Here is a 21,383-nt window from a genome sequence, read left to right as displayed (position 1 = left end):
TGAAAACGAAGTTTTATAGTGAGTCAAAATAAAAAGGGGCTGTACTAGATAAGCCCTAAATTTCACACCACCGGCGCAGCACTTTAAGCTGCTCGGAGGGTGTGCCAAAGTTAAAACGGAACTCGCATTCTTTCAAGAAAAGCGGGAAAGATTTACGGTCGATTCCATTGTATTTGCGCAGTACGCGCTTTGCCTGATTCCAGAAATTTTCAATGCCGTTGATATGGTTCTGTCTGTCGGCAAACAGCTTGCTTTGATTAATACTCAATACCGTTAATATGTTGCGCTCCACGAGCAAACTCATTGGGGCTGTACTAGATAAGCAGTCATGTTAGACTGCAAAAACGAAGATAACCCGTTGTAAACTAAAAAAGAGTATTTAAAAGAAAATGCTTCAATTTTTTGTACTCGAAGTTACCGCCCGTTCAGCTGCCGATATTTTGGGCATTCAGCCCAACTCCGCCATTCTGTTCTACCGCAAAATTCGTATGGTTATCAGCCATTATCTGGCCTTGGTTGCCGATGAGGTTTTTGAAGGCCCTGTCGAGTTGGATGAAAGCTATTTCGGCGGACGGCGTAAAGGCAGACGCGGTCGCGGTGCGGCAGGAAAAGTGGTTGTCTTTGGCATTCTGAAACGCAACGGACGGGGTCTATACCGTTGTGGTGGATAATACCAAGTCTGAAACGTTACTCCCTGCCATCAAAAAAAAATCATGCCGGACAGCATTGTTTATACCGATAGTCTGAGCAGTTACGACAAGTTGGACGTGCGCGGTTTCATCCATTACCGCATCAACCATTCCAAGGAATTTGCAGACCGCCAGAACCACATTAACGGCATTGAAAACTTTTGAAATCAGGCGAAACGCGTCTTGCGCAAATACAACGGAATCGATCGCAAATCTTTCCCGTTGTTCTTGAAAGAATGCGAATTTCGGTTTAACTTCGGCACACCGTCCCGGCAGCTAAAAATCTTGCGGGAGTGGTGTGGAATTTAGGGCTAATCTACGTCAGCCCCTAAGAGAAAGGCTACCTGAAAAATGGTTTTCAGGTAGCCTTTGGTGTTAGAGCACAATACAAAGAGAATGATTTCAGGCTGCTGCACGCCGGATTCGTCAGCTTGTTTATCCGGCATTTGGGCGCGCACCGCATACCATAACGCCGCCATATGCTTGCGCGCCCCGCTATAAGGGCAATCGCAGCCCCCGTCCTTAATGTACAAATCATTATCCAGCTTCAGCCATACCGAATAGTTTTCCGAACCGAACACCTCCGCCCGATAACGCCCGGCGGAAGTTTTTTGGACATCGCGAACCTTGCCCTGCTGAAAATACAGCAGTCCGCGTTCGGCGATGTGGGGCGGAAATCGGCGGGGTAGATAGATACCGGACATGGTTTGCTTCCAAGAAGTTGTTGAAACATGGGGAGTTTACTGGTTTGGGCGATGTTTGGGGAGAGGGTTGCGGGAAGATTTGTTTAGCAAAGAGGCAAAAGGTCGTCTGAAAATGGGTTTCAGACGACCTTTTGGTGGAGTAGAAAGGGGGGAGGTGAGAAGATACATACACGCGGTTGGATCTAGGCTACGGTTTGCTTGGGTTTGGCTGAAAATGGCGTGAGTAGATAAAAGCACCGTATATTGATTTTTTGATATGCATTGTCAAAAGTTTACGAACTTAAATATAGTTTAATGATTTCTTGGTCAAATTTTTTTATTCCTTCAAGAAGGGAATTTGACTTATTTAGAGAGTCTTGTGGACTAACACTAGAATTTATTCTACTTTTATGTGAAGTATGCGCGATTTTCCCCCTATCACTACCAAATGCATCCATATTATTTATCCAAGAATCATCTAGATTATTATAATCAACCCCTGTCGGAATAATTATCTTTTTTAAATCATTACGTTTTATTCCATGATTTGATTTAATGATATGGGAATATTGTGACGTAGCCAGCTTAATTGCTTCCTTAATATCTTTTGCTTTCTTCGGTTCTCCTTCTTGTTCAACCCAGCTATGGTGGTATGAAGCTAATAAGCAAAAAAGAGTCGGAGAAGTTTTAGATTCATCAGCCCATTGTTTAGCAACATGTTTAATCAAATCGTGACAAACGGTTTCAATATAGGATTCTATTTCTGCATGTACTAGTAATATATAAGCCTCTGTTAATAAGATAGTTTGATCATCATAGTTACCCAATGCATCAAATTTCTTAGGTAACATACTATTTCGAAGATAAGATAATCTTTTTTGTAGATCATTTAGTAGCTTTGTTCTTATATTTTTAGGGTTCATAATTTATTAATCCGACACTAGAGTATATTTGGGCAAATTAGTCCCAATAGTTTCGTTTAAAAATAATGACCAGGTATTTATTCTACATTGAGTGGATGAAAGGCTCTTAGTAGTAGTTTCAAGTGATTTTAGAAAATCTTCCTTGTTAGAACATAAATCTTTAAAGCCTTTTTCAATTGTATTATGAAGTTTATTATCTTCTGTTTTTTTTAAAACCTCTTGATCAGAGAAAGTCAAAATCATAATATCGTATATTGCTCTATTAAATCGAGATTCATAAGACACTTTATTCCATTTTCGATAAGCATTTTCACCAAAAATTTCTACTATACGAGAATGAGCCTTTGTGAATAAATCGAACTGATTTTCTAAGTCTTCTTTTTTTTCTAAATTTTCAAGCCATGCCTTATTTAACAAATAACATGTGGAATCTAAAAAGCTCTTCAGGTTTCCTGTGTATTTATCTATGAAATTTTTAAAAGCAAAAAATCTTAATAATAATTCTGTATCCCTCATCCTGAAATCAACCGTATCATCTTTTAAACCAAGAATATGCTTTAATTCTTGACTTTTCATCGATTTTTTATTTAAAAATTTAACGAATTCTCCAGGGTGAAGAGCTTGCCTTAGCTCTTGAGTTGATAACGGCACACTTCCTGTATTTAATCTTAAGAATACTAGATATAAAAAATCTTCACTCATCCAGTTTTTTATTACTACTGTTCTAATAGGTTGATTTTCAAAGCTTGAAAAATCATCTGATAACTCAATATCTTGCGACAAGTCTTCATAGCTTTTTTTATTAAGTTTTTTTCGAATATCCAATCCTTGTAGATTAAATTTTTTATAATCCAAGCTGTTTTTGGGTATTGTAAATTGACGTAAGCTAAGTAAACGCTGCTTTCCATCCAATACAATATATTTACCTTTTTGATCTTTAGATTCTGCTAACACTATTTGAGGGATTGGTAAACCTAAAATCAAAGATTCTATAAATTGGCTTTTCTTTTTCTTATCCCAAGCATCTCTCCTTTGAAAATCAGGATTTAAGATGATATTTCCTTTTTCTATCTGTCTTATGATGGTTTCAGTAGTCCAATCATTGCTACTAACAACTACATTAGGAATGGATTTAGAGTCAAAGTCTAAATCCTCAGTTACATCTTGATCATCTTCAATATCAAATAAATCATTGATTTTCATAAGCAATATACCTATTGACCAAATTATTAATAATATATGTTGGTAAATATTACACTAATCTTGCAAGATTGTACATTGATTTAGTAAGTAAGTTTTATATTATCCCACTCCTTCAACAACCGCTTCACCGACACCGGATACGGTGTCTTCAATTCCTGCGCAAACAGCGACACTCTCAATTCTTCAATCATCCATCTAAACGCAGCGAGGTCGTCTGAAGCGGGCTGTCCTTGTTTCACCAAGCTGTCGGTTTTTTCCTGCCACATTTGTTCCAGTTCTTGAATATCGGCTTCGCGGGCTGCGTCGCGGGTGGGGTTGCTGCTGTATTTTTCAAGGCGCAGGGTCATGGCTTTTAGGTAGATGGGGAGGCGCGGCCATTGTGCCCACGGGGTGCGGGTGGCGAAGCCGGGGGCGAGCAGGGTTTGCAGGCGTTGGCGCATGAGGTGGGTGAGCGGGTGTTTGCCGAGTTTGCTGTTCAGTTCGGCGTAGGCGGCGGCGGTTTCCTGCAAATAGCGGCTGAGGGCTTCTTTGACGGCGGGCAGGCGGCTGCGGGCGCGTTTGATTTGTTCTTTGAAGGCTTTTTCGTTGCGCGGCAGCTCGTCTTCGCCGATAAAGGCGCGGTCGCAGACGGCTTGGGTGAGGTCGTCGCGCAGGGTGTCGGCGTTGATGTGTTTGAGCAGCATGGCGGCTTGGGTGAAGCCTTGGATGCCTTTGTTCAGGTCTTTAACTTGTTCTTTTAGTTGTAGTTTCATGAGTTCGATTACGCCTAATCGGTGGGCTTGCTCGGCGGCGGCAGACGTGTCGAACAGGCGCAGGGCGATGCGGCCGACTTTTTCTTTTTGTAGGCCGAGGTAGCCGGTGAGCTGTTGTTTGCCGCGGGCGAATTTGATGGATTCGGGCAGGGTGCCGATGTCCCATGCGGTAACGTTGTCGCGCTCGAATTCTTGGGTGTTGTCGCGGAAGGTGGTGGCGGCGGCTTTGCCAAGTTGTTGTTGGATTTGGATTAAATCGCGCCCCATGGCTAATTCTTGTCCGCCGTCGTCGATGATGCGGAGGTTGAAATAGCAGTGTTCGGGCAGTCTGAACGCGGCCCATTCGTCTTGGTTGATGTGCTCGAGTATGCGGATGTCGCCTGCGGTTTTGGCGATGGCTTGGGCAAGCTGGGGCAGGATGGGGGCGTTGCGGTCGGGGTTTTGGCTTAAAAATTGGGTGATGAATTCGGGCACGGGCACGCAGATGCGGCGGATTTGTTTGGGCAGTGCTTTGATTTGTAGCTGGATTTTTTCTCGTATCATGCCGGGCACGAGCCATTCGAGGGCGGCGGGGCTGATGCGGTTGAGCACGGTGAGCGGCAGGGTGAGGGTAACGCCGTCGAGCGGGTGGTGCGGCTCGAAGCGGTAGCTGAGTTTGAATTTGCCGTCTGCGGTTTGCCAGTGTTTGGGGAATTGTTCTTCGGTGATGTGTGCGGCGGCGTGCTGCATGAGGTCGTCGCGGCTGAGGAATAACAGGCGCGGGTTGTCGCGCTCGGCGGTTTTGAGCCATGCGGCGAAGGTGCGGATGTCGGCGAGGGGTTTTTCAGACGGCGTTTGGGGCTTCAGGCTGCCTGAAAGGCGTGTAGGTCGGATACTCGTATCCGACGTTTGTGCAGCGTCAAAAGTTTTGTCGGATTCAAGAATCCGACCTACGTTTTCAGGCTGCTTTTGGGCTTTCAGGCTGTCTGCCTGACGAACCATGCAGTAATTGGTCAAGACCGTGCCGTTGCGCGGAATTTGGTTTTCGTGTTGCAGCACAAAACCCTGATTTTGGAAAAATGCCGCTGCGGCTTTGGACACATCTGCGCTGACTGCCGTACCACTGTCTGCCGACGGCAAAACGGCAGCCAGCAGCGCAGTGGCAATACCTTGCCGCTGGTGGCTCGGGTCGGTAAAGAGACAGTTTAGGTGGCTTTGTTCGGGCTGGTATTCAATAAAACCGAGCATGCGCCCGTTATGCGTTGCCACGCGGACATTACCGCTGTCAATGCGTTGTTGCCAAAACTCGGCATCGTCTGCGCCTTGCAGCCATGCGTTTTTTTCCTGCTCGCTGTAATGGCTGTTTGAGATGTGTTTGACGGCACGGCAGAACAATTCGGCAAGGGCGGCGGCATCGCTGTTTGCGGCGGGACGGATATTTGGTTTCAGACGGCCTTTTTGGGGTGCAGGCTGCTTTTTGGGTTTGAGGTTGTCTGAAAGTGTGCCGGTTGTGTTTTCAGGTAGCCTTTCCGGGTGCAGGCTGCTTGGTTGTGCGGCGATTTGCTGTAATTGTTCAAGCTGCCACTGCCGTTCTTGGCTGACGGCTTGCGGATTTTGTCCGTTTGCCAAGCCCACGGCTTTGACGGCGTAGTCGCCGCACACGGGCGCATGTTCCTTCATATGCCCGACGCCCACCGCCTGACCTGCGGCGCGTAACACGGCGGTAGCAACGGGATTTTGCTGTTCTTTTGCCAGCTTGTGCAGCGCAAAACCTGTCTGCCGCAGTTGCGCAACGTCTGCCTGTCCGTTTTGCCAACGTTTGAGCAAATCGAATGCGTCGTGAACGGCGTCTGCTTCTACTGCATCGGGCAGCAACGGCAGGATATGTTGAACGCACTGCATCGCCCATGTCGCCAAATCGTGCTGGTTTTGCGCGACAAGCAGCCTGCACAAGCGGTCGCGCTGTTCGGCATCGTCTGCAATGCGGATTTTGGGGCGGCAGTATTCGGGCAGGGGTTCGGGTTTGGGGGCGTCTGACAATATTTTTTCAGGCTGGATTTGCATATCGCAGTTGTGTACCCAAATTGCTTGTTCTCCGATGAAATAGGTATGAAAATCTTCCACTTCCAAATTATAAACAGGCACTCTCGACACGGCGGAGGAAGGTTGCTCATGGCAGCAGAAATCTCGCAGCAAATCAGCAAAACGTTGCGGGCTTTCTTTTTGTGCCCAGTGCTTGTGTTGCCCAAACACCTCTAACCGTGAATTTGGAATGCTACTGGCGGCAGCTTGTGCATCTGATAGTGGTACACCTGGATCATTCTCTCCATGCACTAACAATACAGGCATAGATAGCGAAGGTAATTGTGGTAGCAGGCGGCCTATTTGTTGGCTATCGCCGATTTCGTTAATTTGGAACGATTGGAACGCTTTACCCGCGTCTTTATCCAACGCAGCGGCGCGTACGGAATCAACAGTTTCGGGTGTGATACGTTGCGGGTCGCCAATTAACGTAGTGGCAATCAGATAGCGGGTCAGCCAGCGACTAGCGCACAAACGGTAGCTCAAGCGGTTTAGGCGCGATTTGGCATACCATTTGCCAATACCAGACAATGGAGCACTGCGACTGATACCCCATGGCGCGAGCAATACCAGTTTTTCCACCTGCTGCGGATGGTGCAGCGCATATTGCAATGCAACAGCGCCACCCATAGATAGGCCGCACAATATGGGGTTAGATAGATTTAGGGAAGTTATTAGTTGATTTAGGAATTGCTCATAATAGTCAATTGAATAGTTTACATTAGGCTTCTCGCTTGCCCCATATCCAGGCCAATCGGGGGCAATCAGGTAGTAATCATCATCCTGCCATTTTTGCATGACCTCTTGCCAAGACAACAGTGCTGAATCCACACCGCCGCCATGCAGTAATAGAATGGGACGCCCTGCTGTATTCCCAACGCTGTAATAGGCAATTTCAGTACCGGAAACAGTCAGACGGTGGTTGTAGATGACGGTATCGGTCGTAGATTTTTCAAAATGTTCCAACGACAACACGCGTAAAGTGTTACCGTTTGCGCAAGCCAGCAAAGTACCTTTTTCCAGCTCGGCAGCAGGTCTCCATTTTTGCAAAACGGTATCCCACAAAGGATGGTTGGCCGTCATTAAGGCTTGATAAACAGGGGACGGATGTTTGCTATCTTGGTTATCCGAGCAAAGCATCAACCGAACCAGCGTGCTCTCTCCAGAGCAGAAAGCACGTAGAACGGTTTTGTAGGCAGTGGGCGCATCTGTTCCGCCATATTCCGAACGCGACAAAACATGGTCGCCTACACGAATATGTTCAATTGGCACAGGTCCTTTGTCGGTATGCACTAACGTTCCAGCAGGGAAACAGGCATGTTGGTTTTCAGGTAGCCTTCGGGGGTGCAGGCTGCTTTCGGTGTGCAGGCCGTCTGAAACCGCATCCGCCGTATAAAAATCGGGCAGCCGTTCGTTATAAAACGCAAACAGCGCTTCGTCATCGACCAGCACGTCTTGCTTGCGCGATTTGTGTTCGAGTTCGGTAATTTCCTTAATCAGCTTTTTGTTGTGGAAAAAAAAGTCCGCTTTCAAGTCGCATTCCTGCGCCACCAGCGCGCTGCGGATAAAGATTTCACGGGATTCTGCGGGGGCGATTCTGCCGTAGGCGACGGGGCGGCGCGGCAGCACGGTCAGGCCATAAAGCGTAACGCGTTCGCTGGCGACGACTTCGCCGCGCTTTTGCTCCCAATGCGGCTCAAAATAATGATATTTCACCAAATGCGGCGCTTCCTGCTCAATCCATTCGGGCTGAATCGCCGCCACATCGCGCGCGTAAAGGCGCGTGGTTTCGGTCAGCTCCGCCGCCATCACCCATTTGGGCTTGGATTTGAACAGCGCGGACGCGGGAAACAGATGAAAACGGCTGCCGCGCGCGCCCGTGTAATCGTTGCCGTCGGGCGATTTCATGCCGACATTGGCAATCAGCCCCGTGAGCAGGGCGCGGTGGATTTGCTCGTAGCCCGCTTCTTTGGCGGCGCGGATTTGGGCACGGTGTTGTTTCTTATCCAGTTGTTTTTGTTTGAGTTTGACGGATAAGTCTTGATCGCCCGCATTTTCAGACGACGTGAGCTGTTTGGCTTCGGGAGGTCGTCTGAAAGCCGCTTCCTTGGTGGTCAAACCCATTTCAATCGCGGTTTGGGCAAGCTGGTGATGCAGCTCGCGCCATTCGCGCATCCGCAGGTGCGACAGGAAATATTGGCGGCACCACTGCACCAGCTGCTTGTTGGACAAACCCTTGTCGCGCTCGCGCTGGAAGCTGTCCCAAATATTCAGGTAGGCGAGAAAATCCGACTGCTTGTCGGCAAAGCGCTCATGCGCCTTGGAGGCGGCTTCACGCGCTTCCAGCGGCCGCTCGCGCGGGTCTTGGATGGACAGCGCGGACACAATCACCAGAATTTCCGCCATACAGTCGTGCTTTTTCGCCGCCAGCAAAATGCGGGCGACTTTCGGGTCAATCGGCAGACGTGCCATTTGCTCGCCGATTTTGGTCAGGCGGTAGCGGGGTTTGGGTTCGGGTAGTGTATTTAGGTTTTTTGTGTTTTGCATGGCGGATGGGGTTGGATAATGGGTTTTCAGGCTGCCTTTGCGGCGCACATTGTTTTCAGACGGCATAGCTTATGCCGCCACTCCCGCGCAGGCGGGAATCTTAGTGGATATTCGGCAATTGTTTAAAAACAATTCGTTGCTCAAATTCTACCAAGATTCCCGCCTGCGCTGGAATGACGGCGGCGGGTTTCAGGCTGCCTGAGTGTTGCTTGCGCAGGGCGTGCGCTGTTTTCAGACGGTATCGGTATTTTTCAGGCTGCCTGAAAACGCCGTCTGAAAACCAAAAACCTAGCCCTGCGGCAGCATGGTGCGGAAGGTCAAGTTGATACGCGGGGTTTGGATTTTGCTACTTTTCATCACGGCGTGCCGCCAGTGGGTTTGGGTGCTGCCGCGCATGACAATAAGCTGCCCGTGTTGCAGCATGAGTTCGCGTTTTTCCTGCGTTTGTTTGTGTTTGAAGGCAAATTTTCGGGTCGCGCCGAAGCTGACGGAGGCGATAACGGTGTTTTTGCCCAAGCAGGCTTCGTCGTCGCTGTGCCACGCCATGCCTTGGCTGCCGTCGGCGTAGCGGTTGAGCAGACAGGAGTTGAAACAGGTGGGGCTGACGGCGGCAAGCTGTTGTTCTACCTGCTGTTTGATGTCGGATAGCACGCTGTCCCACGGCTGCGCGGTGCGGGTCGCGCCTGAATAGGTGTAGGCGAAGTTCTGCTCGCCGTACCATGCGACTTGGCTGGCGGCGTTGCGCAGTTCGGCATTGGGGAAAAGGGCTTGCAGGCGCGGGCGTTCGGCGGCGGGTTCGTCGGCGAAACTGAGGAAGCAGATGCCTTTGCCGGTGTTGGCGACCAACACGCTGCCGTAGGGGCTGGCGACGAGCTGCCAGTCTATTTGCAGGCCGGCGCCGCCGTTTTTGTATTCGCCCGGGGTCATGCCTTCTATAGTGGTAAAGAGGTCGTGCAGCCGCCCGGTGCCGCTTAGGCCGCTTGCCAGCGCGGCATCCTGCACGCTGCCTTGGGCGTGCAGGATGCGCTTGGCGTTTTCGATGCTGATGTGTTGCAGCATTTTTTTCGGGCTGATGCCCGCCCACTGCTGAAATTGCCGCTGCAAGTGCTGCGGGCTGAGGTGGACGTGTGCGGCAACGGCGGCCAGGTCGGGCTGCTCGCGGTGGTGGTCGTAGAGAAACTCTATCGCGGCGGCGATGCGGGCGAATTGGATTTGTTCGGCGGGAGTCATCGTATTTCCAGTTTGTTTTAGATAAAGGAAAAACGCTTTTGCAGTTTGCCCGACAGTATTTCAGGCAGCCTGAAACGTTAAAACAAACTTGCTTGCTGTGGATTGGGTGCGGATGCGTTTTCAGGCTGCCTGAGCATATAGCTTGTAACCCGGTTAAAAAAATCTTGCGAAATTTCAAAATGCCCGTAGCGCAGCAGGCTGGCGTATTGTTTCCATTCGCCATGCTGGCGGGCGATGTCTAGCGGACAATCGCGCACAATTTGGGCATACGCCACATTGCGGCGAAACGGGATAAAAGTTTCACTCATCTGCAACGGATAGGCTCTGTCGTCCAGAATTTGCCCGAACGCGGTAAAGGCTTGCAGCTTTTCGTTGCCGTCCAAACGGATTTTGGGGCTGTAATACAGCAGCCAGTCGCCGCGTTTCATGCGGTTGAGCGGGGCGGCTTTGCCGTGGCAGACTTGGCAAAAGCCGCCTGCGACACCGCGTAAAACGTGTTCTTGGGAAACTGTGCCTATCCAATATTTCACATATGCTCCTGTGATTGAAGGTGCCCGACGGCATTTCAGGCAGCCTGAAACGCCGTCGGGCAAAACCCTATTTCACCGACGCATTGCCGCCGTCGGCAAACAGCGACGCGCCGGTAACGAAACCTGCCGCCGGGCTGGCAAGAAAAGCAATCACCGAGGCAATTTCTTCAGGCTGGGCGATGCGTTTGACCGCATGCAGCCCTGCCGCCCACACTTTCTGCTCTGCGTTGCCTGCCATGTCGGTGTCCGCACCGCCCGACAGTACCACATTGGCACGGATGCCCTGCGCCGCGTAATCGGCGGTAATGCCTTTTGCCAACGCGCTCAACGCCGCTTTTGCCGTGCCGTAAGCCGACAGGTTCGGCAGGGCAACGCTGCTGCCGACGAAGCTGGACGTGAACACCAGCGCACCGCCGCCGCGCGCCAGCATCGCCGGGATTTGGCTGCGCGCGCCCAAAAATGCGGTGGTGAGGTTGCTGTCCAACGTGTCGCGCCATTCATCGGGCGAGAGCTCGGCCAGCGGCTTGTACGCACCCAGCGCACCGACGTTGTTCACGGCTATATCCAGCCCGCCGAAAGCCTGCTCTGCCGTGCGCACCACCGCTGCATGGGTTGCAGATTGGCGCGCATCGCCTACTACCATCTCCGCCCTGCCGCCCGCTTCGTGTATCAATGCTGCCGTTTGCGCTAACTCGTCCGCGCGCCGCGCGCACAACACTACCGCCGCACCCTGTTTTGCCAACAGCAAGGCCGTTGCCCTGCCGATGCCCGACGATGCGCCGATGACAGCGGCAACTTTGCCGCTCAAATTCAAAAAATCGTTTTGCATGGTTTTTCCTTTTCTGTCAGTTGTTTGGTAACAGCGCGGATTTTAAGGAAAAGACCACAGGCAGACGACCCGATTCTTGCGGAGTTTTCAGGCTGCCTTTGGGGCTTTCAGACGGCCTTTTCGGCAGCCTGAAAATTGTTGAACCATACCCCGCCGACGTCATTCCCGAGCAGACGGGAATCTTAGTAGATTTAACCAATAGTTTGTTTTTTCAAAAATTTCCAAGCATCAAACAAGATTCCCGCCTGCGCGGGAATGACGGCAGGTGGGCAGGTTTGCGCCTGATAAAAGTTTCAGGCTGCCTTTGGGTTTTCAGACGGCGTATCGGGCATTGATACCCGACGTTTTTTAAATTTACCGGCAGTTGTCGGGCATGAATGCCCGACCTACTTGTATTTAGCAAAGAACAATTTATGGTCTTTGGCAATCAACACCATCACAAACAGCAGGAAAATCAAGGTTTGTATGATTTTGGTGTCGGGGTGCGTGTCAAAAATTTCGTTGGCCGTGTTGGCAGCCAAATGAAACAGCACGCTTATCCAAATATTGCGCCCGAACTTGCAGTACAGCCAGTTCATAATCAGCACAAACAGAAATGCGCTGGCAGCAAAATTAACCGACGCCAACGCGCCTTCGGCAACCACATTGCTGTGGTAATAGCCTTTCACAAAAGCCAGCGGCAGATGCCACACCACCCAATACACGCCGAAAATCATGGAAGCGGAAAACAGGCTGAATTTTCGCAACAGCGCATCCGTGCCATAGCTGTGCCACGCCAATTCTTCAACCAGCGGGGCAAAAGTCAGCACAAACCATGCGGAGACAAAGGCAGACTGAAAAGACGGCTGCCCCGAAATATGAAACTGCGCCCAGCTATACCCAAACAATGTAGAAACCGCCTGCGCCGCCATAATTGAGCCGTAGGTCAGCAGCAAAACCAGCCCGACGGCAAGCGGCGAAAAATGCCGGTGCAAAGACAGGCGGCGTTTCAAATCGTTCCACAAATCAGCGTCTTGGCGGAACAAATGCAGCGCAACCAGCATCGGCGACACCAAGCCCGCAATGCCCAAAACAATCTGCCCCACTTGCGCGGCGTCCGTCTGCGCGGGCAGGTGGCTCAAATACGCCATGCCGAACCACAGCACGGCGGGAATCAGCATAGACCAGAAATAGAAGAAAACGGGGCGGTTGTATTTGCTTAAGATGTTCATGGCGTGCCTGCTTTCTATGGTTATCTATGGTTTCAAAAAATACGATATTTTGCCTTTCAGGCTGCCTATCCCCTTTCAGACGGCCTCTTCCACCGCCCCCAATTCCAGCAACACCTGAAACCCGTCGTTGATATACCGCTGGTCGGGTGCTTCTAAAAACGGGAATGCCGCCACGTCGCCGAGTTTCAAGGCTGCCATGCGCAGGATGACGGCGGCGAGGTTGCTGCGGATGATTTCGGGGTCGGTGAACGGGCTGCGCTGGTTGAAATCGTCTTCGGCGTACAGGCGGATGCACACGCCCGCCGACACGCGTCCACATCGCCCCGAACGCTGGCGGGCGGCGGCTTGGGAGATTTTTTCCACATGCAGCTGCTCCACTTTGGCGCGGGCGGAATAGCGTTTGACGCGCGCCAAACCCGTATCAATCACATATTTGATACGCGGCACGGTGAGCGAGGTTTCGGCAACGTTGGTCGCCAAAATAATGCGCCGCTGCGAACCTGTGGGGTGGAAGATTTTGTGCTGCTCCTGCGCGGAAAGGCGGGCGAACAGGGGCAGAATGTCGTCGTTGCGGCGCAGCGGGGATTTTCGCAGGGCTTCGGCGGCTTCGCGGATTTCGCGCTCGCCGGGCAGGAAGACGAGAATGTCGCCGTCGCCCAGCCGCGCGAGTTCGTCCGCCGCGTCCACAATCGCTTCGGGAATGTCGATTTCCGCTTCGTCTTCATCACGCTCGTTAATCGGGCGGTAGCGGATTTCTACGGGATAGGTGCGCCCCGACACTTCCAATACGGGTGCGCCGTTGAAGTGTTGGGAAAAACGTTCGGCGTCTATGGTTGCCGAGGTGATGATGACTTTCAAATCGGGGCGGCGCGGCAAAAGCTGTTTCAAATAACCCAACAGGAAATCAATATTCAGGCTGCGTTCGTGCGCTTCGTCGATAATCAGCGTGTCGTAGGCAGCGAGATAGCGGTCGGTTTGCGTTTCGGCAAGCAGGATGCCGTCGGTCATCAGCTTGATGCTGGCGTCGCGCGAGGTGTTGTCGTTAAAACGCACTTTGTAGCCCACCGCCTGCCCGATGGGCTGCCCGAGCTCTTCGGCAATGCGCTCGGCAACCGAACGCGCGGCAAGGCGGCGCGGCTGCGTGTGTCCGATCAACCCCGCCGCCCCGCGCCCGAGTTCCAGGCAGATTTTGGGCAACTGGGTGGTTTTGCCCGAACCCGTTTCGCCGCAGATAATCGTTACTTGATTGTTTTGAATGGCGGTTTTGATGTCGTCCAAACGCTCGTGCACGGGCAGGGTGTTATCAAACTCAGGCTTGGGCAACGCGGCTTGGCGTTTTAAGAAAATATCGTGGGATTTTTGGTATTTTTCTTCGACTTTGGCTTGGCCGCCGTATTTTTTCGGGTTTTTAAAGGCGGATTGCAGGAAATGGCGGTCTTTGGAGAGCACTTGGGTGAAGTCGGGCTGGAGCATGGTTGTGTATGAAATTTCAGGGAAAACAAAGGGCGGAATTATAGCCCAAAGGCCGTCTGGAAAGCTTTCAGACGGCCTTTTTGTATAGGAACAGTCGTTTAGGATGGAGATAGGTGCAAGGAGAAATGTAAATAATTTGTTTGTTGTGATATTATTCGTTAATAAATATTAAGTTATTTGCATATTTGCAGACCGCAAACGAATAACAACAACCAAATCTACGAATTAAACGGGGAAAACCGTGTCTGATAACCAATTTATCGCTCATGTACGAAAGGCAGACGGAGAGCAGCAGCTGCTTGAAACGCATCTTGCGGAAACGGCTGAAATAGCGGGGCTGCTTGCTGCCAAGTTGGGTTTGGGTATGGCGGGCAAGTTGCTCGGGCTGATGCATGATTTCGGCAAATATTCCGAAAAGTTCCAAAGCTATATCCGCCATGCCACGGGCTTGCTTGATCCTGATGCGGATGAAGAAGAAAACACGCCAACGGACAGCAAGGTTGATCATTCCACGGCGGGTGCGCAATGGGTTTATGGCCGTCTGAAAGTGTTTTGGGCGCAATACGGCATCGGCGAACTGTTCGGGCAGATGCTTGGCTTATGCATTGCCTCGCATCATGGGGCGGGGCTGATTGACTGTTTGGATCCTGATAACGGAGAGGCGGTTTGGCGCAAGCGCTTTAATAAAGACGATGCGCTGACGCATTTGGCGCAGTGTGAACAGGTCGCCGACAAATCCGTTTTGCAACAGGCGCAATCCTTGGCTGGCGAGGCTTTGCTTAAAGAAATGCTGACTGCGTTGGATGCGATTATTCGGCCAATGAGCGAGTCGTTTAATAAAGAAAGAAAACATGGCGAGATTAGAACCCCGCACAAAATTGAAGAGTTTTATCTTGGCTGTTTCACCCGTTTTCTTTTTAGCTGCTTGATCGATGCCGACCGTATCAACAGCGCGGATTTTGAGCGTGAAGCGCAGAAAGATGTGCGCCGCTTTGCTGAAATGCCGGATTGGCAGGCCGCCATTGACAAGCTGGAAGCGCATCTTGCGCAGTTTCCCGTCCGTTATCCTATCGACAAAATCCGCCGCGATATTTCCGATACCTGCCTGCGCCGATCCGGCGATCTGCAGGGAATCTATACGCTAACCGTTCCCACCGGTGGCGGCAAAACGCTCGCCAGCCTGCGTTATGCGCTGCACCATGCGCAAAAGCACCGGCTCGACCGCATTATCTATATCATTCCCTACACTTCCATCATCGATCAAAACGCCCGCGCCGTGCGGGATATTCTGGGTGCGGATTGGGTGCTCGAACATCATTCCAATTTGGAACCCGAACAACAAAGCTGGCAAGACAAGCTGTTGTCCGAAAACTGGGACAAACCCATTGTGTTCACCACCATGGTGCAGTTTCTGGATGCATGGTTTGGCGGCGGTACGCGCGGGGTGCGGCATGTTCATGCAATGACCCGCAGCGTGCTGGTTTTTGACGAAATCCAAACCTTACCTGTGAAATGTGTGCGCCTGTTTTGCAATGTGCTCAACTGGCTGGCGCAATACGGCTGCAGCAGCGCGGTTTTGTGTACCGCCACGCAGCCTTTGCTGGGACAGGTTCCCAATCCCGAATTAGGCAGCCTGAAATTGGCAAAAGACGCCGAAATCATGGGTGGCGGGCAGGATTTGGACATCTTGTTTGCCGGTTTGTCGCGCGTGGAAATCATCCCCAAGCTGAAAGCGGGCGGCTGGTCGGTGGACGAGGCGGGCGCGTTTTTGCTGGAACGTTTTCAGACGGCCTCAAGCTGCCTGTTTGTCGTCAATACCAAACGCTGGGCGCAGGAGCTTTACCAATACTGCCGTCGGCAAAACGTACCGAGCGACGCCCTGTTTCATCTCAGCACCAACCAATGCGCCGCGCACCGCAGGGCGATTTTCGATGTCATTAAACAACGCCTGCAAGACGGCAAGCCCGTGCTCTGTATCAGCACCCAGCTGATAGAGGCGGGCGTCGATATTTCCATGGCTTGCGTGATCCGCGCCTTGGGCGGGCTGGACAGCATTGCCCAAGCGGCGGGACGCTGCAACCGCAACGGCGAAAATACCGATAAAGGGCAGGTGTATGTGCTTAATCTGCAAGAGCCGGATTTTTCCAAAGTTTTGCCCGATATCACCGCCGGGCAAGCTAATGCCGATCGGGTGTTTCGCGAGTTTGACGGACAGGATATTTTGCAGCCCGACGCCATGAACCGTTATTTTGAATATTACTTCCACCAACGCGGCAGCGAAATGAGCTACACCCTTGCAAACAGCGTTTCAGGCTGCCTTTTGGACTGGCTTTCCGACAACAGCCGCAATCCTTATATGCCGAAAAATAATAAACGGGGCAAAGCTATTCCGCTGTTGATGCAATCGTTCAAAAGCGCAGGCAGGGCGTTTGCCGCCATCGATGCGCCAACCCGTGCCGTAATTGTGCCCTACGGCAAAGGACAGGAGCTGATAGCCGAGCTGTGCGGCGCATGGGATGCCAAAGAAATGCGCCGCACATTGGCGCAGGCGCAGCGTTACAGCGTGAATGTTTTTCCCAATGTGTGGGAGCGGCTGCAAAAAGCGCAAGCAGTGCGGGAAACTCTTGCCGGTTCGGGCATTTACTATCTCGACGAGCGGCACTATCACGAAGCATACGGACTTTGCGTTGATGAAGCGGGCGAAATGACGTTTTACGATTTATAGCAATCATAAGGAGCGATATGGACAATAAAATCAGTTTTCGCGTTTGGGGGCGGCAGGCATTGTTTACCGACCCCGTTACCAAAATCGGCGGCGAAAAATTCAGCTATCAAGTGCCAACCTATGAAGCGATAAAAGGCATACTGAAAAGCATATATTGGAAGCCAACCTTGATCTGGCATATAGACCGCATCCGTGTGGTGAAGCCGATACGCACGCAAAGCAAGTCCACCAAACCTAGGCAATGGGAATCTCTGAAGGGAAATCATCATACATTGGCTATCTACACCTTTTTGCAAGATGTGGAATACCAGGTTGAAGCGCATTTCACTTGGAACGAAAACTGGGAAGAGCTGGCGCCAGATCGTATTGCCGGCAAGCACATCGCCATCGCCCGCCGAATGCTGGAACGCGGCGGGCGGCAGGATATTTTCCTGGGTACGCGCGACTGCCAAGGCTATGTTGAGCCGTGCGAGTTTCGCAGCGGCGAAGGTTTTTACGACGGCATCGACAATCTGGATTTCGGTTTGATGTTCCACAGCTTCGGCTATCCCGAAGAAACCGGCAAACCCGAGCTGGTCGGTCGTTTTTGGCAGGCTAAAATGGAATACGGCGTAATTGAATTTCCCAGCGTTAACGACACAACAGGCCGTCTGAAAAGCCGTTTTATCCGCAAAATGCAGCCTGAAAAGCCGTTTAAGCGCGGCGAGAATCTGAAAGCGGTGGAAAACGAAGCGCAGGAGTTGGGCTTATGAGCTGGATGAGCAAGTTGTATCAAACTTATGAGTACGCACAAAAACAGAATTTAGACGATGAAGACTTGGCTTTGCCTTTCCATATGCCTAAAGCTGCGCATTTAAAAGTAGTGCTAAATGATAAAGGCGAATTGGTTTGTGCAGAACGCTTCGATGGCAAGAAACAAGTTCCTATTCAGGTAACAGAAAAATCATCAAAACGATCTGGTTCGACGATTGCGCCGTATGCCTTGCATGATAACTTGCAATATATTGCTAAAACTGCGGAGCAGTATCTAACGATTGAATATCTTTCAAAAGTAGCTGAAAAAAAAGCACCGCAAAAAGGAGGAGAAAAATGGAAGGCTTTTTTATCTGATAACGATGACGGCAGAAGAAAATTTGCAGATTCGGAAAAAGAAAAATTCAGAAATAGTTTTGAATGTTACGAAAAGCAATTATCCGATTGGGCTGATTTTAGTGGGTTGAAAGAAATACAGGCTGTTTTGCAATATATACGAAAAGGCTCTTTGATTAAGGATTTATTAAGCCATCAAGTTTTCACGATTGAAGAAGATATTTTGTTGTCGAAAAAAGATGACCCGTTTGGCTTTACGATTGTGTGGGCAGTAGAAATACCGGGTGATCCACATGCAGAATTATGGAGTAAAAACAGCGTCCAAGCAGACTGGATTAGATACCAAGAGAGTATGAGCGAACAAGATAGCACCCAGAAAGATTTGTGCTACATAACGGGAGAGCAGGAGTTTCCGGTAGCGGCATACCCTAAGATTCAAGGAAATGCCAAATTAATATCTGCCAATGATACGGGAGGTTTGACTTTTCTTGGTCGTTTTCTAACAGACAAACAAGCTGTTATTTTGGGAAGAGATGTTTCTCAAAAAGCATTCAATGTGCTGAAATGGTTAATTAAACGTCAGGGATTTAAATTCGGCGATCAAGTAACTGTCGCTTGGGCAATCAGCGGCAAGCGTATTCCCTCGCCGCTGCAAGACACCTTTGTTGAACTGGATTTGGATAACTTGGGCAGCAGTATCGGCAAAACCGAAGCCAAAAAGCAGCCTGAAAACCAAGAGGGCGGTATCGACTGGTCGGACAATATCGGGAAAGCCGCCGCAGAAATCATCAAACGGAAAATGCGCGGTTATCGGGCGGATTTGGAAAAGCATGAGCAAATTTCCCTGCTGATGCTCGATTCCGCCACGCCCGGCCGCATGGCGCTGACCTATTACCAGGAATTCCTGCCTGATGATTATTTCGCCAATCTGGATGCGTGGGTGGACGATACCGCTTGGTACCAACGGCACAGCATCAATAAAAAGCAGACCGTCTGGCCGATTCTGCCGCCTTCGCCCTATGCCGTTTATGAAACCGTGTATGGCAAACGCGGCAGCGATACCCTGAAAAAACAACTCTATGCCCGCCTGCTGCCCGTGATTGCGGGTGGCAGCAGCGTGCCGCTACCCTATGATCTGGTGCAGAAAAGCTTTCAGGCTGCCTGCAATCCCAGCGGCTGCGAACATTGGGAATGGCAGCGCAATATCGGCGTCGCCTGCGCGCTTTATAAAGGTTGGCGCGCCCGCCATCATGATTCATCACAAAAGAGGATTTATTCTATGGACTTAGATCTTGAAAACCGTTCACGCGATTATTTGTTTGGCAGGTTGTTGGCTGTTGCAGAAAAATTGGAAAGCACAGCATTGAGAATTGCTGATGAAGAACGTGCCACTACTGCCGAGCGTTATATGCAGCGTTTTGCAGTACATCCGCTCAGCACTTGGTTGCAAATTGAGACAAACCTTGTCAAATCTTATAAAGACCGTTTACGCAATAACCGTTATATGGGTTTTTTACGCAATCGTGAAAAAGAAATTGATGAAATCATGTCTGCGTTAAACGAATTAAGAGATCAAACCGGCTGTTCGTTAGATACCAAATTGGATGGTGAATTTTTATTGGGTTATCACAGCCAAAAAATGGCTTACCGCAATAAAGTCAATGCCCAAGTACAATCAGATATGCAAGATGATCAAGCAGAAAGTAACTAATCCTTTTTAAACCTTTGGAGAAAATGACATGTCTTTAAGCAAAAAAATCGACTTTGCCCTGATTATCAAAGTGCAAAACGCCAACCCCAACGGCGACCCGCTCAACGGTAACCGTCCGCGTGCCGACTTTGCCGGTTTCGGCGAAATGACCGATGTTTGCCTGAAACGCAAAATCCGCGACCGTCTGCAAGATGCGGGCGAGAGCATTTTCGTGCAGGCAAATGAAAGAAAAGATGACGGAATGGTTAGCTTGAAAAACCGTTATGATCATTTCGTCAAACAATTGAAAACAGAAAACTCTACCGAAGAGACAGGGAAAAAAAACCAAAAAGGATCAGATCTGAAAAAAGACATCATTGCAAAAGAAGCCTGTAAACACTGGGTAGATGTTCGTAGTTTTGGTCAAGTTTTTGCGTTTAGTGGCAAAGATGAAGACGGTGTGTCTATTGCAGTTCGCGGTCCTGTTACTCTTCACTCTGCGTTTAGTATTGAGCCGATCAACATTACCAGCACACAAATTACCAAAAGCGTGAATGGCGATGGCGACAGTGATGTTAAGAAAAGCCCTGACACCATGGGCATGAAGCACCGCGTGGACAGCGGCATCTACGTTGCCTACGGCGCAATGTCCCCCCAGCTTGCCGAGCGTACCGGCTTCTCCGATGCCGATGCGGAAAAAATCAAAGCCGTGCTGCCCAAGCTGTTTGAAGGCGACGCCTCATCCGCCCGCCCCGAAGGCAGCATGCAGGTTCTGAAACTCATCTGGTGGGAACACGGCTGCAAATCAGGACAATATTCCTCCGCCAAAGTGCATGGCAGCCTGAAAGTCAATGCCGACGGCAGCTATGTTTTGAATAACCTCAACGGTCTCCAAGCCCAAGAAATTGACGGCTTCTGATATGCAGCCTGCCACCGCCACAGCAGACGAGCGCACCATCCCCCTGTCCGCTCTGCAACACTATGCCTTCTGCCCGCGCCAATGTGCGCTGATTCACAACGAGCAGGCGTGGGCGGAGAATTTTCTCACTGCGCAGGGCAGGGTGTTGCATGAGCGCGTCGATTCTGGCGAGCCGGAAACCCGAAAGGGCGTGCGTTTTGAGCGCAGCGTGCATGTGGCGGCGGAGCGGCTGGGCATTCACGGCGTATTGGATATGGTCGAGCGCGATTTGCGTTCGGGCAGCCTGAAACCTGTTGAATACAAGCGCGGCCGCCCCAAGCCGGATGTTTGCGACGAAATCCAGCTTTGCGCGCAGGCTTTATGCCTGGAAGAAATGAGCGGGCAGACGGTCGCCGAAGGCGCGCTGTGGTACGGGCAAACCCGCCACCGCGTGCCGGTGGTGTTTTCAGACGGCCTGCGCGAACAAACCCTGCAAACCGTCGCCGCCGTGCGTGAACTGCTCGCCGGCGGTAAAACGCCGCCGCCCGAATACGGCAAACGCTGCAAGGCGTGTTCGCTGGCAGAAATCTGCCAGCCCAAGCTGCTGTCCCGCGACCGTTCCCGCCGCTACGCTGCCGCCCTGTTCGACACCGCAGACGACGAAGCGGCAGACGATGCGGATTCGGAAACAGCCTGAAAGCTGTTCCAAATATTTTCAGGCTGCCGCATAGTTCAACTATTCAGACGGCCTTAACTTTCAGGCTGCCCTAATAGAACCAGAGAAAGGCAGCCTGAAAGCCTGATACGGCGCAAGTTCGCTTTCAAGCTGCCGCACAAGCCAAACCGTTCA

Annotated in this window: 14 protein-coding genes and 2 pseudogenes; 6 read left to right on the top strand and 10 right to left on the bottom strand. The window is 50.8% G+C overall.

Annotated features, from left to right (window positions below; genetic code table 11):
• Window positions 1-55: 55 nt before the first annotated feature.
• A pseudogene (locus CGZ77_RS00880) lies at window positions 56-262 on the bottom strand (IS1595 family transposase); the annotation flags it as partial.
• A gap of 127 nt (window positions 263-389) precedes the next feature.
• Between CGZ77_RS00880 and CGZ77_RS00875 the strand changes: the two are divergent.
• A pseudogene (locus tag CGZ77_RS00875) lies at window positions 390-854 on the top strand (IS1595 family transposase).
• A 146-nt stretch (window positions 855-1,000) separates the two neighbouring features.
• Here CGZ77_RS00875 and CGZ77_RS00870 read toward each other — a convergent pair.
• From CGZ77_RS00870 to hrpA, 9 genes are all read right to left on the bottom strand, one after another.
• Complete coding sequence (locus CGZ77_RS00870; RefSeq protein ID WP_094030837.1) at window positions 1,001-1,393, bottom strand: SWIM zinc finger domain-containing protein; 393 nt, start codon at window positions 1,391-1,393, stop codon at window positions 1,001-1,003.
• Between the two features lie 272 nt (window positions 1,394-1,665).
• On the bottom strand, window positions 1,666-2,295 hold the full coding sequence (locus tag CGZ77_RS11870; protein WP_157697473.1) for a HEPN domain-containing protein: 630 nt from the start codon (window positions 2,293-2,295) through the stop codon (window positions 1,666-1,668).
• A 6-nt stretch (window positions 2,296-2,301) separates the two neighbouring features.
• On the bottom strand, window positions 2,302-3,498 hold the full coding sequence (locus CGZ77_RS00860; RefSeq protein WP_094030836.1) for a DUF262 domain-containing protein: 1,197 nt from the start codon (window positions 3,496-3,498) through the stop codon (window positions 2,302-2,304).
• Between the two features lie 80 nt (window positions 3,499-3,578).
• Entirely contained in the window at window positions 3,579-8,924 is a 5,346-nt protein-coding gene (locus tag CGZ77_RS12360; protein WP_369830580.1) for an alpha/beta fold hydrolase, read from the bottom strand.
• A 222-nt stretch (window positions 8,925-9,146) separates the two neighbouring features.
• Entirely contained in the window at window positions 9,147-10,088 is a 942-nt protein-coding gene (locus CGZ77_RS12355) for an alpha-ketoglutarate-dependent dioxygenase AlkB (protein WP_094030835.1), read from the bottom strand.
• 77 nt (window positions 10,089-10,165) lie between these two features.
• Complete coding sequence (locus CGZ77_RS00830; RefSeq protein ID WP_094030834.1) at window positions 10,166-10,618, bottom strand: EVE domain-containing protein; 453 nt, start codon at window positions 10,616-10,618, stop codon at window positions 10,166-10,168.
• 67 nt (window positions 10,619-10,685) lie between these two features.
• On the bottom strand, window positions 10,686-11,447 hold the full coding sequence (locus CGZ77_RS00825; RefSeq protein ID WP_094030833.1) for an SDR family oxidoreductase: 762 nt from the start codon (window positions 11,445-11,447) through the stop codon (window positions 10,686-10,688).
• Window positions 11,448-11,833: 386 nt separating this feature from the next.
• Complete coding sequence (locus CGZ77_RS00820; RefSeq protein ID WP_009427622.1) at window positions 11,834-12,658, bottom strand: CPBP family intramembrane glutamic endopeptidase; 825 nt, start codon at window positions 12,656-12,658, stop codon at window positions 11,834-11,836.
• Window positions 12,659-12,733: 75 nt separating this feature from the next.
• Window positions 12,734-14,131, bottom strand: coding sequence for an ATP-dependent RNA helicase HrpA (gene hrpA, locus CGZ77_RS00815; RefSeq protein ID WP_009427623.1), 1,398 nt, complete (start codon window positions 14,129-14,131; stop codon window positions 12,734-12,736).
• A 241-nt stretch (window positions 14,132-14,372) separates the two neighbouring features.
• Here hrpA and CGZ77_RS00810 point away from each other — a divergent pair, with 241 nt between their 5' ends.
• The 5 genes from CGZ77_RS00810 to cas4 are packed head-to-tail and all read left to right on the top strand — an operon-like array spanning window position 14,373 to window position 21,230.
• Window positions 14,373-16,856, top strand: a complete 2,484-nt coding sequence (locus tag CGZ77_RS00810) for a CRISPR-associated helicase/endonuclease Cas3 (protein ID WP_094030832.1) — start codon at window positions 14,373-14,375, stop codon at window positions 16,854-16,856.
• A 17-nt stretch (window positions 16,857-16,873) separates the two neighbouring features.
• Window positions 16,874-17,608 carry a type I-C CRISPR-associated protein Cas5c gene (cas5c, locus tag CGZ77_RS00805; RefSeq protein ID WP_009427625.1) on the top strand — a complete coding sequence of 245 codons (735 nt, stop codon included), beginning with the start codon at window positions 16,874-16,876 and terminating at the stop codon, window positions 17,606-17,608.
• Window positions 17,605-19,656 (top strand): type I-C CRISPR-associated protein Cas8c/Csd1, encoded by a 2,052-nt coding sequence (gene cas8c / locus CGZ77_RS00800; protein ID WP_009427626.1) that lies wholly within the window; start codon window positions 17,605-17,607, stop codon window positions 19,654-19,656. The genes cas5c and cas8c overlap by 4 nt, the downstream gene beginning before the upstream one ends.
• 28 nt (window positions 19,657-19,684) lie before the next feature.
• Window positions 19,685-20,554 (top strand): type I-C CRISPR-associated protein Cas7/Csd2, encoded by an 870-nt coding sequence (gene cas7c, locus CGZ77_RS00795; RefSeq protein ID WP_009427627.1) that lies wholly within the window; start codon window positions 19,685-19,687, stop codon window positions 20,552-20,554.
• A gap of 1 nt (window position 20,555) precedes the next feature.
• Entirely contained in the window at window positions 20,556-21,230 is a 675-nt protein-coding gene (cas4, locus tag CGZ77_RS00790; protein ID WP_009427628.1) for a CRISPR-associated protein Cas4, read from the top strand.
• Window positions 21,231-21,383: the final 153 nt, after the last annotated feature.

The organism is Neisseria sp. KEM232 (genome assembly GCF_002237445.1).
Taxonomy (GTDB): Bacteria; Pseudomonadota; Gammaproteobacteria; order Burkholderiales; family Neisseriaceae; genus Neisseria.
The sequence above is the reverse complement of the archived record's forward strand: the minus strand, read 5'-3'. Positions and strand labels throughout refer to the sequence as shown.